Origin of the sequence: Rhodococcus sp. PML026 (assembly GCF_000963615.1) — a bacterium.
Taxonomy (GTDB): Bacteria; Actinomycetota; Actinomycetes; order Mycobacteriales; family Mycobacteriaceae; genus Rhodococcoides; species Rhodococcoides fascians.
In genome coordinates this window covers 288,123-303,070 of sequence record NZ_KQ031375.1, presented here as the reverse complement: position 1 = coordinate 303,070, position 14,948 = coordinate 288,123, and the positions used below count along the sequence as shown (strand labels likewise).

General features: G+C 65.2%; 13 protein-coding genes. 10 read left to right on the top strand and 3 right to left on the bottom strand.

Features of this window, described 5'->3' with window-relative positions:
- The first annotated feature begins 19 nt into the window (after positions 1 to 19).
- From uvrC to VF34_RS25030, 10 genes are all read left to right on the top strand, one after another.
- Complete coding sequence (uvrC, locus tag VF34_RS16845) at positions 20 to 2,113, top strand: excinuclease ABC subunit UvrC (protein WP_045841911.1); 2,094 nt, start codon at positions 20 to 22, stop codon at positions 2,111 to 2,113.
- 86 nt (positions 2,114 to 2,199) lie between these two features.
- Complete coding sequence (gene rapZ, locus VF34_RS16840; RefSeq protein ID WP_032365838.1) at positions 2,200 to 3,066, top strand: RNase adapter RapZ; 867 nt, start codon at positions 2,200 to 2,202, stop codon at positions 3,064 to 3,066.
- Positions 3,063 to 4,091, top strand: coding sequence for a gluconeogenesis factor YvcK family protein (locus tag VF34_RS16835; protein ID WP_045841763.1), 1,029 nt, complete (start codon positions 3,063 to 3,065; stop codon positions 4,089 to 4,091). Before rapZ ends, VF34_RS16835 begins: the two co-directional genes overlap by 4 nt.
- Positions 4,082 to 5,065: a DNA-binding protein WhiA gene (gene whiA / locus VF34_RS16830; protein ID WP_027497005.1), complete on the top strand. Its 984-nt coding sequence runs from the start codon at positions 4,082 to 4,084 to the stop codon at positions 5,063 to 5,065. Before VF34_RS16835 ends, whiA begins: the two co-directional genes overlap by 10 nt.
- Positions 5,066 to 5,186: 121 nt before the next feature.
- Complete coding sequence (gap, locus tag VF34_RS16825; RefSeq protein ID WP_008716538.1) at positions 5,187 to 6,206, top strand: type I glyceraldehyde-3-phosphate dehydrogenase; 1,020 nt, start codon at positions 5,187 to 5,189, stop codon at positions 6,204 to 6,206.
- 5 nt (positions 6,207 to 6,211) lie between these two features.
- On the top strand, positions 6,212 to 7,423 hold the full coding sequence (locus VF34_RS16820; protein WP_027497006.1) for a phosphoglycerate kinase: 1,212 nt from the start codon (positions 6,212 to 6,214) through the stop codon (positions 7,421 to 7,423).
- 3 nt (positions 7,424 to 7,426) lie between these two features.
- Positions 7,427 to 8,212, top strand: a complete 786-nt coding sequence (tpiA, locus tag VF34_RS16815) for a triose-phosphate isomerase (RefSeq protein ID WP_032372465.1) — start codon at positions 7,427 to 7,429, stop codon at positions 8,210 to 8,212.
- 119 nt (positions 8,213 to 8,331) lie between these two features.
- A complete protein-coding gene (secG, locus tag VF34_RS16810; protein WP_027497008.1) occupies positions 8,332 to 8,565 on the top strand; it encodes a preprotein translocase subunit SecG in 234 nt (77 codons plus the stop codon).
- Between the two features lie 51 nt (positions 8,566 to 8,616).
- A complete protein-coding gene (ppc, locus tag VF34_RS16805; protein WP_032372464.1) occupies positions 8,617 to 11,448 on the top strand; it encodes a phosphoenolpyruvate carboxylase in 2,832 nt (943 codons plus the stop codon).
- A 61-nt stretch (positions 11,449 to 11,509) separates the two neighbouring features.
- Entirely contained in the window at positions 11,510 to 11,695 is a 186-nt protein-coding gene (locus tag VF34_RS25030; protein WP_139278435.1) for a hypothetical protein, read from the top strand.
- 53 nt (positions 11,696 to 11,748) lie between these two features.
- Here the strand turns inward: VF34_RS25030 and pgl are convergent, their stop codons facing one another.
- From pgl to zwf, 3 genes are read right to left on the bottom strand one after another with little or no spacing between them, the layout of a single operon-like run.
- Positions 11,749 to 12,492 (bottom strand): 6-phosphogluconolactonase, encoded by a 744-nt coding sequence (pgl, locus tag VF34_RS16800; protein ID WP_027497010.1) that lies wholly within the window; start codon positions 12,490 to 12,492, stop codon positions 11,749 to 11,751.
- Positions 12,485 to 13,393 carry a glucose-6-phosphate dehydrogenase assembly protein OpcA gene (opcA, locus tag VF34_RS16795; protein WP_027497011.1) on the bottom strand — a complete coding sequence of 303 codons (909 nt, stop codon included), beginning with the start codon at positions 13,391 to 13,393 and terminating at the stop codon, positions 12,485 to 12,487. Before opcA ends, pgl begins: the two co-directional genes overlap by 8 nt.
- On the bottom strand, positions 13,390 to 14,946 hold the full coding sequence (zwf, locus tag VF34_RS16790) for a glucose-6-phosphate dehydrogenase (protein WP_032372462.1): 1,557 nt from the start codon (positions 14,944 to 14,946) through the stop codon (positions 13,390 to 13,392). Before zwf ends, opcA begins: the two co-directional genes overlap by 4 nt.
- Positions 14,947 to 14,948 lie beyond the last annotated feature (2 nt).

Sequence of the window (14,948 nt, the reverse complement as noted above, 5' to 3'; positions counted from 1 at the left end):
GACCGCTAACGTGGAAGGCGTGTCCGACCCCGCTACCTATCGTCCGGCCACCGGAACCATCCCGGTGGAACCGGGCGTGTACAAATTCCGCGATCCGCACGGTCGCGTCGTCTACGTAGGCAAGGCCAAGAGCCTGCGCAGTCGCCTCAATTCCTACTTCGCCGACGTGGCCTCGCTGCATCCGAGGACCCGGCAGATGGTCACCACCGCGGCGTCCGTGGAGTGGACGGTGGTCACCACCGAAGTCGAGGCACTGCAGCTCGAGTACAACTGGATCAAGGAATTCGATCCACGGTTCAATGTCCGCTACCGCGACGACAAGAGCTACCCGATGCTCGCGGTGACGATGAACGAGGAATTCCCACGCCTGTTCGTGTACCGCGGACCCCGCCGTAAGGGCGTGCGCTACTTCGGTCCCTACGCTCATGCGTGGGCCATTCGCGAGACGCTCGACCTGCTGCTGCGCGTGTTCCCGGCACGAACGTGCTCGACCGGAGTCTTCAAGCGGCACAACCAGATCGGTCGCCCCTGCCTGCTCGGGTACATCGACAAGTGCTCGGCGCCGTGCGTGGGACGCGTCAGTGCCGAAGAACACCGCAGTACCGTCCAGGACTTCTGCGACTTCCTGGCCGGCAAGACCGACAAACTCGTGCGACAGCTCGAGAAGAAGATGCAGGCGGCCTCGGAGGATCTCGACTTCGAGACCGCGGCACGGTTACGTGACGACGTGGGCGCGCTGCGTCGGGCGTTGGAGAAGCAGGCCGTGGTGCTCGGTGACGGTACCGACGCAGATCTGGTCGCATTCGCCACCGACGCCCTCGAAGCCGCCGTTCAGGTCTTCCACGTCCGCGGTGGCCGCGTACGGGGACAGCGCGGGTGGGTGGTCGAGAAGGCGGGTGAGGTGATCGAACGGCAGGACGAGGCCGACCTCCCCGCCCTCGTCGAACAGTTCCTCACCCAGTTCTACGGCGAACAGGCTGCGTTGTCCGCGCAGACCCCGGGCGGCGATGACGGCGGGTCCAACGCGGTTCCGCGTGAGGTACTGGTGCCGGTGTTACCGGACAACGCCGACGAAGTGCAGGTGTGGCTCAGCGAGTTGCGTGGATCCAATGTCACTTTGCGGGTTCCGCAGCGCGGCGACAAGAAGGCACTGGCCGAGACCGTCGAACGCAACGCCAAAGAGGCTCTGCAGCAGCACAAGCTGAAGCGTGCGGGTGATTTCACATCGAGATCTGCTGCGCTGCAAGGCATTCAGGAGGCGCTCGATCTGGATTCGGCACCGCTGAGAATCGAATGCATCGATATCTCGCACGTGCAGGGCACCGATGTGGTCGCGTCACTGGTCGTGTTCGAGGACGGATTGCCGCGCAAGAGCGACTACCGCCACTACGCGATCAAGGAAGCGGCAGGCGACGGGCATTCCGACGACGTCGCCAGCATCGCCGAGGTGACCCGGCGTCGTTTCCTTCGTCATTCTGCAGACGGAGCCAACGCTGTCGGCAGCGGCGGCGATCTCGCTCCCGAAGCTGCGCTCGATCCCCAAACCGGGAGGCCACGCAGGTTCGCTTATCCGCCCAACCTGTTCGTCGTCGACGGCGGTGCACCACAGGTCGCAGCGGCGGCAGCAGTGCTGGACGAACTCGGTGTCACCGACGTCGCCGTCGTCGGGCTCGCCAAACGACTGGAAGAAGTGTGGGTACCGGGGGAGGAGGATCCGGTGATCCTCCCGCGCACGAGTGAATCGCTCTATCTCCTGCAGCGAGTACGCGACGAGGCGCACCGATTTGCCATCACCTTCCATCGAAGCAAGCGATCACGCCGTATGACTGCGTCGGCCCTCGACTCGGTGCGCGGGCTCGGCGAGTCGAGGAGAACCGCGCTGGTGGCGCATTTCGGATCGGTGGCCAATCTCAAGAAGGCAACGGTCGAAGAGATCGTCGAGGTCCCCGGAATCGGCGCGACCACCGCCAAGTCGGTGCTGGCCGCGTTGGGTTCCGACCCGAGCGGGGCCGATGTAGGCGATGATGGCAGCGCAACGGCAACGACACCGGGCGAGAACACGGCCGACCATGCGATCGAACCGCGTGTGGAATCGGCGGGACAGGCTTCGTAGTGAGCGAACACCAGACACAGGCACACCCACCGTCCGAGCCGCACCCCGGAAACCCCGACGAGCGGGCAGATTCGCCGCACGACGGCATCGAAGTGGCGTTGGTCACGGGCGTGTCCGGCGCCGGGTTGCGCACGGCCGCCAAGATTCTCGAAGATCTGGGTTGGTACGTGGCCGACAACCTGCCGCCCGAGCTCATTTCCAAGATGGTCGATCTCGGGCTGGAGTCGCAGCCCCGTATCGAGCGTCTCGCCTTGGTGATGGACGTGCGCAGCCGCCTGTTCACCGGCGATCTGGGCTGGGTGGTCAAGGAACTCGACTCCAAGGGTGTGCGCAATCGCGTGCTGTTCCTGGATGCGTCCGACGCCGTGCTGGTCCAGCGGTTCGAATCGAATCGGCGCAGTCACCCGTTGCAGAACGACGGCCAGGACGGAACTCTGACCGAGGGGATCACCGCCGAGCGACTACGGCTCGCGCAGGTCAAGGCGGCCGCCGACCTGACCGTCGACACGACCTCGTTGTCGGTGCACCAGCTTCGGCGCAAGATCGAAACGGTCTTCGGGGCCTCCGACACTGTCGGCGTCGGCGTGACGGTCCAATCCTTCGGCTTCAAGTACGGCTTACCGATGGATGCCGACCTGGTCTGCGACGTGCGTTTTCTGCCCAATCCGCACTGGGTGCCCGAACTGCGCGAACACACCGGTCAGGACGCGGATGTGCGCGACTACGTCCTCGGACAGAACGGGGCGCACGACTACCTGCAGACGTACACGCACCTGTTGAATCTGACCATCGAGGGATACGTGCGGGAAGGCAAGCGATACATGACGGTGGCCGTGGGCTGCACCGGAGGAAAACACCGAAGCGTCGCGATGACGGAGGCCCTGGCCGGTATTCTCGCCGAACAGGGGGACGTATCGGTCCGCGTCCTGCACCGTGATCTGGGCCGCGAATGAGCGATACTCCGCACCGTCCGGTATCGGGATCGGGTCCCAAGATCGTCGCTCTGGGCGGCGGCCACGGTTTGTACGCGACGCTGTCGGCAGCTCGGCTGCTCAGCAGCGATGTCACTGCAGTCGTGACGGTCGCCGACGACGGCGGGTCCTCGGGTCGTCTGCGGGCAGAACTCGGCGTCATCCCGCCCGGCGATCTCCGGATGGCGCTGGCTGCCCTGGCGCGCTCGGACGCCAGGACCCAGCTGTGGACCGACGTCATTCAGCACCGATTCGGGGGCACCGGTGCCTTGGCCGGCCACTCGGTGGGCAATCTGGTGCTCGCCGGGCTCACCGAAGTACTCGGCGACCCGATAGCTGCCCTCGACGAGATGGTGCACATGCTCGGTATCGACGGACGAGTGCTGCCGATGTCACCGATTGCGCTCGACATCGAAGCCGATGTGTCCGGCCTCGAGGACGACCCACGCGTGAGTCGCGTCATTCGCGGTCAGGTCGCCGTCGCCACGACGCCCGGCAAGGTTCGACGCGTGCGTCTGTTGCCACCGGATCCGCCTGCGACGCCGGAGGCGCTGACCGCCATCGCCGCGGCGGACCTGGTCGTGCTCGGTCCAGGATCGTGGTTCTCGAGTGTCATTCCCCACGTTCTGGTGCCGGATCAGCTCGCTGCATTGGCGCGCACGAGTGCGCCCAAGGTGCTCGTACTCAACCTGGCACCGGAGCTGGGGGAGACCACCGGATTCTCCGCCGAGCGACATGTCCACGTACTCTCCCAACACGCACCTGATTTGGGAATAGACCACGTGGTGGTCGATTCTGCCTCGGTCCCGGAGGGCAGCAACCGCGAGCACGTTGCGCGCGCCGCTGCCCGGCTCGGCGCTGGGGTCGTCTACGTCGACGTTGCCGAAACCGGCACTCACGCACATCATTACGGAAAGCTGGCTGCTGCTCTCGGAGCCATCGTGTCGTCCACCGACGGCTCGGTACCGACAGCGGCGCGCAGAGAGGGGATCACTTCGTGGCCATGACAGCGGAGGTCAAGGACGAGCTGAGCAGGCTCACCGTCAGTCAGGTCAGCTGCCGCAAGGCCGAGGTGTCCGCCCTGCTGCGTTTCGCCGGCGGGTTGCACATCGTCGCGGGTCGAGTGGTGGTGGAGGCCGAGGTGGATCTCGGCTCCATCGCACGGCGGCTGCGACGCGAGATCTTCGAGCTGTACGGCTACTCCTCTGATGTCCACATGCTCAGTGCCGGAGGCCTGCGCAAGACGTCTCGGTACGTGGTGCGCGTGGCCAAGGACGGTGAGGCTCTGGCCCGCCAGACCGGGCTGCTCGACCTCCGTGGACGTCCTGTGCGTGGCCTGCCCGCTCAGGTCGTGGGCGGCACGGTCGGCGACTCCGAGGCCGCGTGGCGCGGCGCGTTTCTCGCCCACGGCTCGCTCACCGAGCCGGGCCGGTCGTCCGCGCTCGAGATCAGCTGCCCCGGGCCCGAAGCAGCGCTCGCCCTCGTCGGTGCCGCTCGGCGCCTCGGAGTGGCAGCCAAGGCACGTGAGGTGCGCGGCACCGATCGAGTCGTCGTACGAGACGGCGAAGCAATCGGAGCGTTGCTCACGCGCATGGGCGCTCAGGACACCCGGTTGGTGTGGGAGGAGCGCCGGATGCGCCGCGAGGTGCGGGCCACCGCCAACCGTCTGGCCAACTTCGACGACGCCAACCTGCGCCGGTCCGCTCGGGCCGCGGTTGCGGCCGCCGCTCGCGTCGAGCGGGCTCTGCACATTCTGGGCGACGACGTACCCGATCATCTCGCTGCGGCAGGATCGCTTCGAGTCCAGCACCGCCAGGCCTCGCTGGAGGAACTCGGTCAGTTGGCCGACCCGCCGATGACCAAGGACGCGGTGGCCGGTCGGATCCGGCGTCTGCTGTCCATGGCCGATCGGAAAGCGAAGGAGACCGGGATACCCGACACCGAGTCGGCGGTCACCGCAGAGCTGCTCGACGAGGCGTAGAGCGCCTCGATCGAGTGATGCGCGCGCTCCGCCGGAGCGCACACTAGGGTAGGAACCGCGTGTGGCACCCCGCATGCAGGCACGACCAGACATCTGTTTTCACAACTTTTAGGAGCGAACAGTGACGATCCGGGTAGGCGTCAACGGCTTCGGCCGCATCGGGCGTAACTTCTTCAGGGCTGTCGACGCGCAGAAGGCGCTCGGTACCACCGACATCGAAATCGTTGCTGTCAACGACCTGACCGACAACGCATCGCTCGCACACCTGCTCAAGTACGACTCGATCCTGGGCCGCTTGCCGCACGACGTCTCGCTCGAAGGCGAAGACACCATCGTCGTCGGCGGCCAGAAGATCAAGGCTCTGTCGCTGCGTGAGGGACCGTCCGCACTTCCGTGGGGTGACCTGGGTGTCGACGTCGTCGTCGAGTCCACCGGCATCTTCACCGACGCTGCGAAGGCTCAGGGTCACATCGACGCCGGTGCCAAGAAGGTCATCATCTCCGCGCCCGCCAAGGGCGAGGACATCACCATCGTCATGGGCGTCAACGACGACAAGTACGACGGCAGCCAGAACATCATCTCCAACGCGTCGTGCACCACCAACTGCCTCGGCCCCATCGCCAAGGTTCTCGACGACGAGTTCGGCATTGTCTCGGGTCTCATGACGACCATTCACGCGTACACGCAGGATCAGAACCTGCAGGACGGCCCGCACAGCGATCTGCGTCGTGCACGTGCCGCAGCTCTGAATGTCGTCCCCACCGGTACCGGTGCAGCCAAGGCCATCGGCCTGGTTCTCCCGCAGCTGCTCGGCAAGCTCGACGGCTACGCACTTCGGGTGCCGATCCCCACCGGCTCTGTCACCGACCTGACCGCTCTGCTGAAAAAGAAGGCCAGCGCCGAGGACATCAACGCCGCGATGAAGGCTGCCGCGGAGGGCCCGCTGAAGGGCATCCTGAAGTACAACACCGATCCCATCGTGTCCTCGGACATCGTCACCGATCCGCACTCGTCGATCTTCGACGCGCCGCTGACCAAGGTCATCGACGACCAGGTGAAGATCGTCTCCTGGTACGACAACGAGTGGGGCTACTCCAACCGCCTCGCCGACCTCATCGGTCTCGTCGGCAAGTCCCTCTGACACCGATGGCTGTCAAGACACTGCAGGATCTGCTCGATGCCGGTGTCGAAGGACGTGGCGTCCTCGTGCGATCGGACTTCAACGTCCCGCTCGAGGACGGCACGATCACCGACCCCGGCCGCATCCAGGCGTCGATTCCGACCCTTCGTGCACTGGTCGAAGCCGGAGCGAAGGTCATCGTCACCGCTCACCTCGGTCGCCCCGACGGCAAGCCCGATGCGAAGTACAGTCTGGCTCCGGTCGCTGCCAAGCTCGGCGAACTGCTCGGCCGGCACGTCCAGCTCGCGGGAGACGTTGTGGGTCAGGACGCCGAGGCACGCGCCGAGGGCCTGACCGACGGCGACGTACTGCTGCTCGAGAACATCCGCTTCGATCCGCGTGAGACCAGCAAGGACGAGTCCGAGCGAGCCGCACTGGCTCGCGAGCTCGTTGCTCTCGCCGGCGACGATGCGGCATTCGTCTCCGACGGATTCGGCGTCGTGCACCGCAAGCAGGCGTCGGTCTACGACGTGGCGCAGCTGCTTCCGCATTACGCGGGCACACTCGTCGCGGCCGAGGTCGAGGTGTTGGCCAAGCTGACCGAGGATGCGGCTCGTCCGTACGCGGTGGTGCTCGGCGGCTCCAAGGTCTCGGACAAGCTCGGCGTCATCGAGGCGTTGGCTCCCAAGGTCGACACCCTCGTCATCGGCGGCGGCATGGCGTTCACTTTCCTTGCGGCGCAGGGCTATTCGGTCGGTAACTCGCTGCTTCAGGAGGATCAGATCGGGGTCTGCAAGGACCTGCTCGAGCGCTTCGGCGACGTGATCCACCTTCCGGTCGACATCGTCGTAGGAGACAAGTTCGCGGCCGACGCCGAGTCGAAGACCGTGAAGGCGTCCGAAATTCCGGACGGCTGGATGGGTCTGGACATCGGACCGGACTCGGTCAGTCGTTTCGCCGTCGTGCTGTCCAATGCGAAGACGATCTTCTGGAACGGACCTGCAGGCGTCTTCGAGTTCGACAAGTTCTCGGCCGGTACCAAGGGCATCGCAGAGGCGATCATCGGAGCCACCGAGAAGGGCGCGTTCAGCGTGGTCGGTGGTGGTGATTCCGCGGCTGCGGTACGCACCCTCGGGCTGCCCGACGACGGCTTCTCGCACATCTCCACCGGTGGCGGTGCATCCCTCGAATACCTCGAGGGCAAGCAGCTGCCCGGTCTATCCGTCCTGGAGGCGTAACGCATGGCACGTAAGCCGCTCATCGCGGGCAACTGGAAGATGAACCTCAACCACCTCGAGGCCATCTCGCTTGTGCAGAAGATCGCCTTCTCGCTGCCCGAGAAGTACTTCGACAAGGTGGACGTCACGGTCATTCCGCCGTTCACCGACATCCGCAGCGTCCAGACGCTCATCGAAGGCGACAAGCTCCTGCTCACCTATGGTGCGCAGGACGTCTCCGCCGAGGACAGCGGCGCATTCACGGGCGAGATCAGCGGGTCGATGCTGGCCAAGCTGGGATGCACCTTCGTCGTGGTCGGCCACTCCGAGCGACGCACGTTGCACCGCGAGGACGACGCCGTCGTTCTGGCGAAGACGAAGGCTGCCTTGAAGAACGGGCTCACACCGATCGTGTGCATCGGCGAGGGTCTGAACATCCGTGAGGCCGGTGAGCACGTGGCCTACAACGTGGCTCAGCTCCGCGGTTCGCTCGACGGCCTCTCGGCCGACGACATCGCCAAGGTCGTCATCGCCTACGAGCCGGTATGGGCCATCGGCACGGGACGCGTGGCCTCGGCGTCGGACGCTCAGGAAGTGTGCGGTGCCATTCGGGAGGAATTGAAGGAATTGGCGTCGGCCGAGGTCGCCGCGGGCGTCCGCGTGCTGTACGGCGGTTCGGTCAACGCCAAGAACGTCGGCGAGATCGTCGGCCAGCCCGACGTCGACGGCGCGCTGGTCGGTGGCGCTTCGCTCAAGGCGGACGAGTTCGCCACATTGTCGGCCATCGCCGCAGGGGGACCGTTGCCCTGATCGGCCATCGTCACCGCTGCACAGAACTGGTTTCGGACACCTCGCTTCGGCGGGGTGTCCGAAGTCGTTCGTGGGGCCAGGTAGGCTGCTGAGGGCATCGAATCGAGTTTGAGGTGGACATGGATCTGTTTCTGGATATTCTGCTGGTCATCACCAGCCTGGCGCTGATCTTGCTGATCCTGCTGCATCGCGGCAAGGGTGGCGGTCTGTCCAGCCTGTTCGGTGGCGGCGTGCAGTCCAGCCTGTCCGGCTCCACGGTCGTCGAGAAGAACCTCGACCGCCTCACCGTATTCACCGGCCTCATCTGGCTCATCGCGATCCTCGGGATCGGTCTCGAGATCAAGTACACCTGATCCGTCCCGGCTCCGAGTGCGAGTTGACGGCCGAGCGACGATACTGGGGGGATGAGCGAATCCTCTTACGAGTCAGTCGGTTCCCCGGCATTCGTCACACCGACAGCTCGCGGGCGAGAGTTGACCGAGCCACTGCGGGAGGACATCCGCTATCTCGGCGGCATCCTCGGTGAGATCATTCGGGAACACGAGGGCGACGAGGTCTTCGAGCTCATCGAGTCCGCGCGAGTGGAATCCTTCGCGGTGCGCCGCTCGGAGATCGAACGCGACGACTCTGTCGGCCGGTACACCGATGTCGAAGTGGCTCAAGCTGTTCCGTTGATCCGCGCGTTCAGCCACTTTTCGTTGCTGGCGAACCTGGCCGAGGATCTTCACCGTGAGCGCCGGAGAGCCATTCATCTGGACAACGGAGACCCGCCGCAGGACAGCAGCCTGGACGCCACGTGGTCGAAGATCGACGCCGCCGCTCCGTCGCGCGAGCAGGTCGCCGCCGCGCTGACCGACGCGTTGGTGGCCCCGGTCATCACCGCGCACCCCACCGAAACGCGTCGTCGAACGGTGTTCGACGTCCAATCGAAGATCACCGCACTGATGCGTCGGCGCGAGGTCGCGTCGGCTGCCCCGGAGGGCAAAGCCGCCGGAGCCGCCAAGGAATTGGCCGTGATCGACGTGCAGATTCGCCGGCAGGTGCTGACGCTGTGGGAAACCGCCCTGATTCGGCTGTCGCGATTGCGCATCCAAGACGAGATCGAAGTGGGTCTCCGATACTTCGAGTCCTCGCTGTTCGATGTCATGCCCGCCCTCAATGCCGATGTCCGCGCGGCGCTGCGAGCGCGATGGCCGGAGGACGACCTGCTGCCGCGGCCGATACTTCGGCCGGGGTCGTGGATCGGAGGAGACCGCGACGGTAACCCGAACGTCACCGGCGAGGTGGTGCACACGGCCACTCATCAGGCCGGTTACGTGGCGTTCGAGCACTACCTCGACGAACTGGTTGCGTTGGAGAAAGAGTTGTCGATGTCCGCGCGGCTCGTCGCGGTCACCGAGGAACTGGAGGCTCTGGCCGAGGCGTCTGCGGAACCGGACGACCGCCGGGCCGACGAACCGTACCGTGTTGCCGTTGTCGGTATCCGGGCCCGGCTGACAGCAACGGCACGGGCGGTGCTCGACGCGGTTCCGGTGTCCGGAATCGATCTCGGTGCCAACCCGTATGCGAGCCCGCAGGAAGTCCTCGACGATCTCGACACTCTGGACCGCGCGCTCCGGGCCGACGGAGACGGTCTGATCGCCGACGATCGGCTGCTTCGACTGCGGCAATCGGTCGAGACGTTCGGATTTCATCTCCAGGCTCTGGACATGCGGCAGAACTCCGAGACCCACGAGGAAGTGGTCGCGGAGCTGTTGGCCTGGGCCGGGGTTCATCAGGACTACCGGTCTCTCGACGAGGACGAGCGCGTGTCGGTGCTGTCCCACGAACTCGCCACTCGGCGTCCCTTGATCGGGCCCACCGCGCAACTTAGTGACCTCGCTGCGAAGGAACTGGGCATCGTCAAGGCGGCCAAGGAGGCCATCGACCACCTGGGCCCGGACACCGTTCAGAACTACATCATCAGCATGTGTCAGTCCGTCAGTGACATGCTCGAGGCGGCCCTGCTGCTCAAGGAAGCGGGGATCTTCGATCCCGGCGTCGACGGTTCGGCACCTACGTCGACGGTGGGTGTCGTGCCGCTCTTCGAGACGATCGAGGACCTGCAGCAGGGTGCCGCGACGCTGCTCGCCACTCTCGACGTTCCGATCTATCGAGCTCTCGTCGCCGGTCGAGGCATGAACCAGGAGGTCATGCTCGGTTACTCGGACTCGAACAAGGACGGTGGCTATCTCGCGGCCAACTGGGCGCTGTATCGGGCAGAACTCGACCTGCTCGAAGCGTCCCGTAAGACAGGAATTCGGTTGCGACTCTTCCACGGTCGCGGTGGCACCGTCGGGCGCGGCGGCGGCCCCAGTTACGACGCGATTCTGGCGCAACCGCCCGGCGTGGTGCAGGGATCGCTTCGTCTCACCGAGCAGGGCGAGATCATTGCAGCGAAGTACGCCGAACCGTCGATGGCGCGGCGCAACCTCGAATCGTTGGTCGCGGGCACACTCGAATCGACGCTGCTCGACCTCGAAGGATTGGGTGACGGCGCCGAGGCCGCCTACGACGTTCTGGACGATCTCGCGGCCAAAGCTCGGGCAGCGTACGGCCGGCTGGTGCACGAGGAGCCCGGGTTCGTCGAGTACTTCCGCACGTCCACGCCCGTTGCCGAGGTCGGCGAGTTGAACATCGGGTCGCGTCCGGCGTCGCGTAAGCCGACGAATTCCGTGTACGACCTGCGTGCTATCCCCTGGGTGATGTCGTGGAGTCAGTGCCGCGTCATGCTGCCCGGCTGGTACGGCACCGGATCGGCGTTCGAGGAGTGGGTCGGTGACGACGACTCCAAGCTGGAGGTACTCGCGGATCTGTATCGAAAGTGGCCGTTCTTCCGCACTGTGCTGTCCAACCTGGCGCAGGTCATGGCCAAGTCCGATCTGGGCATCGCCGCTCGGTATGCGGAACTCGTTCCCGACGCCGACCTCCGCGCACGCATCTTCGGCATGATCGAGGCCGAACACGCCACCACCGTTCGGATGTATCTGAAGATCACCGGTCACAGTCGACTGCTTGAGGACAACCCGGCGCTGGAGCGATCGGTACACAACCGGTTCCCGTACCTGGAACCTCTCAACCAGATGCAGGTCGAGATGTTGCGTCGATACCGCAACGGCGACGACGACGAACGGGTCAAACGAGGAATCCTGCTGACGATGAACGGCCTGGCCACGGCACTACGCAACAGCGGCTAGCACCGTACGTCTCGCTGCGCTGCCGCGGAACCGGTGGCCGACAGTCTGCGTCCAACCGGGTATGAGGACGTGCAGAAACACTCTCGACGCGTGGCGGGACGGGACGGCGTATCGGGTGATCGCTCGATCGCGGTATGCGGACTTCCGAGGCGGACTCGGTGACGACGGCGAGTCCATGCGTGGTTCGGACGGCAGTGCTTCGGACGGCGTCGGTTCGAACGACTACGGCGTCGATTCAGGGGAGTGAATCTCCTGAATCGACGCCGCAGTACGTCTGCTGTCAGCTGTGGCTCGAGCCGATCACCGGTCCAGCTGTGAGGCCGCTGCCTCGTCGACGAACCAGACCGTCGATTCCGCGCCGATGGCACCGGCCGACGGCCAGTCGTCGGACGCTGCTCCGCCGACGGCGGCGGCAACGGCCTCGGCCTTCCCTGCACCGGACACCAGCAACCACACGTGCTTCGCCCTCCGGACGGCGGGCAGGGTGAGTGTGATGCGTACCGGCGGCGGCTTGGGGGAGTCCTCGACGGCCACGACAAAGCGATGCTGTTCGCGCACCGCGTCGGTGTGCGGGAAGAGCGAGTTGATGTGGCCCTCGCCGCCCATACCCAACAGGTGGATGTCGAAGTCGGGGCATTGACCGTCGTCGGCCCGTGAGTGCAGCGTCTGTGCGTACGCCGCCGCAGCCGTTTCCGGGTCGGAGCCGTAGGCACCGTCCGACGTCGCCATCGTGAACAGTCGATCCGGGTGCACGTCCACGTGCTTCAGCAGCGCGTCCGATGCCTGGACCTCGTTGCGCTCGGGGTCGCCCGAGGGCAGAAAGCGCTCGTCACCGAAGTAGATATCCACCCGCGACCAGTCGATGGCCCCGGAATCCGCGCGCAATGCCTCGAGGAGGGCGATTCCTGTCCCGCCTCCGGTCAACACCACCGACGCGACACCGCGCTCGGCCTGCGCCGCGACGACAACGTCGACGAAGCGAGTGCGGGCGGCATCGACCAGCCCTTGTGCGTCGAGGTATCGGAGGACCGACTGATTACTCATAGCTCACTTTCGACAGACCGTGGAGGGCGAGTTCGTAGATTTCGTCCGTATCGAGCCGCCGCAGTTCCTCGGCCAGGCACTCGCGGGTGTTGCGACGTGCCAGAGCAACCTGAGCGTCGGGCTGACCGGTACGCCGCAGTGTGGCGGTTTTTCCGGTCTGCGGACGGGTCAGCGAAATACTGCTGTTCTCCCTGGTCAGCTCGACCTTGAGCTCGCCGGCTCGCCGGTAGACCGGCACGTCGAGCTTCGCCGCCAACCAGCCGGCCAGAATGTCGAGTGCAGGCTCCTCTGCCAGTCCCGACACGGTGGCCGAGGTGACGGCCTCGAACGGTGCCTGATCGAGGGCAGTCGCCAGCAGGCCGCGCCAGTAGGTGATTCGGCTCCACGACAGATCCGTATCACCCTCGGTGTAGCTGCTCAGCCGTCCCTTGATCGCTGCGGTGGTATCCGACGAATTGGTGGCGTCGGTGATCCGCCTGATCGCCAACCGGCCCAGTGGATCCTTCGCCGGTACCGTCGGTGCCTCGTCCGGCCACCAGGCGACGATCGGCGTATCGGGCAGCAGGAACGGAATGACGACGCTGTGTTCGTGATCGGCGAGCTCGCCGTTCAGTCGTAGTACGACGACCTCGGACGCGCCGGCGTCTCCACCGACGCGGATCTGGGCGTCGAGACTCGACTCGGCGGACCGATCACCGTGGATGAGGACGATGACGCGACAGGGATGTTCCCGGCTCGCCTCGTTGGCGGCATCGATCGCCCGTTCGGCCTTGCTCGCATCACGGCTTGCGACGATCAAGGTCAGTACACGGCCGATGGTGACCGCGCCACCTGCTTCACGAACCTCGACGAGCTTCTTGCCGACCTCGGCCGTCGTGGTGGCGGGAATGTCGACAATCAAGGCCTTCTCCATTCGCGTCCGGTGCGGTGCATCATCTCGTCACCCGAGGACGGACCCCAGGTGCCGGCCTCGTACGGTTCGGCGGTGCCGCCCGAGGCCCAGTACTCGAGAATCGGGTCGAGAATCTTCCACGACAGTTCCACTTCGGCGTTGACCGGGAACAGTGAGGGCTCACCCAGGAGTACGTCGAGTATCAGTCGCTCGTACGCCTCGGGAGATGACTCGGTGAACGCCTGGCCGTAGCTGAAGTCCATGCTGACGTCGCGCACCTGCATGCTGGACCCGGGAACTTTGGAACCGAAGCGCATCGTGACGCCCTCGTCCGGCTGGACTCGAATGACCAGTGCGTTCTGCCCCAGTTCCTCGGTCATGGTGGCGTCGAACGGCAGATGGGGGGCACGCTTGAACACCATTGCGATCTCGGTGACTCTGCGGCCCAACGCCTTTCCCGTACGCAGATAGAACGGAACTCCACCCCAGCGCCGAGTGTCGACCTCGAGGGTGATGGCGGCGTAGGTTTCGGTGTTCGACTCGGAGTCGAACCCCTCTTCCTCCTTGAGCCCCTTCACTTTCTGGCTGCCCTGCCACCCGGCGGAGTACTGCCCGCGGGCGGACGTGCGATCGAGCGGCTCGGCGAGCTTGGTCGCCGAGAGCACCTTGATCTTCTCGGACTGCAGCTCGGTGGGGTTGAAACTCACCGGCTCCTCCATCGCAGTGATCGCGAGCAACTGGAGGAGATGGTTCTGAATGACGTCGCGGGCTGCCCCGATTCCGTCGTAATAGCCTGCGCGGCCACCCAATCCGATGTCCTCGGCCATCGTGATCTGCACGTGGTCCACATAGTGCGCGTTCCAGATCGGATCGAACAACTGGTTGGCGAAGCGCAGCGCGAGAATGTTCTGCACCGTCTCCTTGCCCAGGTAGTGATCGATCCGAAAGACGGTGTCCTCGGGGAACACTCGGTTCACGATCGCGTTGAGCTCCTTGGCGCTCTGCAAATCGTGACCGAACGGCTTCTCGATGACGACGCGTCGCCAGTTGCCGTCCTGCGCCTGGGCCAGTCCGGAGCGTGAAAGTTGTTGCAGTACAACAGGGAACGCGCCGGGTGGGATCGAGAGGTAGAAGGCATGGTTTCCGCCGGTGCCGCGGGTGGCGTCGAGCTCGGTGAGAGTCCGCGACAACTCGTCGAACGCGGCATCGTCGTCGAACGAACCCTGAACGAACCGGAAGCCCTCGGCAAGGGTGTTCCACACCTCTTCGCTGAACGGAGTTCGAGCATGATCGCGTACCGAGTCGTGCACGATCTTCTCGAAATCCTGGTTCTGCCACTCACGGCGAGCGAAGCCGACCAGGGCGAAACCGGGGGGTAGGAGCCCCCGGTTCGCCAGGTCGTACACCGCAGGCATGAGCTTCTTACGCGCGAGGTCACCGGTCACCCCGAAGATGACCATGCTGCACGGCCCGGCGATGCGGGGGAGCCGCTTGTCTCGCGCGTCGCGAAGTGGATTACGCCAGTCCGCGGAATTCAGGTTTTCTGTGTCTGCGGTGGGCACAG

Excerpts from the sequence above, each read along its gene's own strand:
- secG (WP_027497008.1), top strand. The coding sequence starts at position 8,332 with ATGGATCTGTTTCTGGATATTCTGCTGGTCATCACCAGCCTGGCGCTG.
- VF34_RS16820 (WP_027497006.1), top strand. The coding sequence starts at position 6,212 with ATGGCTGTCAAGACACTGCAGGATCTGCTCGATGCCGGTGTCGAAGGA.
- VF34_RS25030 (WP_139278435.1), top strand. The coding sequence starts at position 11,510 with ATGAGGACGTGCAGAAACACTCTCGACGCGTGGCGGGACGGGACGGCG.
- ppc (WP_032372464.1), top strand. The coding sequence starts at position 8,617 with ATGAGCGAATCCTCTTACGAGTCAGTCGGTTCCCCGGCATTCGTCACA.
- tpiA (WP_032372465.1), top strand. The coding sequence starts at position 7,427 with ATGGCACGTAAGCCGCTCATCGCGGGCAACTGGAAGATGAACCTCAAC.
- VF34_RS16835 (WP_045841763.1), top strand. The coding sequence starts at position 3,063 with ATGAGCGATACTCCGCACCGTCCGGTATCGGGATCGGGTCCCAAGATC.
- pgl (WP_027497010.1), bottom strand. The coding sequence starts at position 12,492 with ATGAGTAATCAGTCGGTCCTCCGATACCTCGACGCACAAGGGCTGGTC.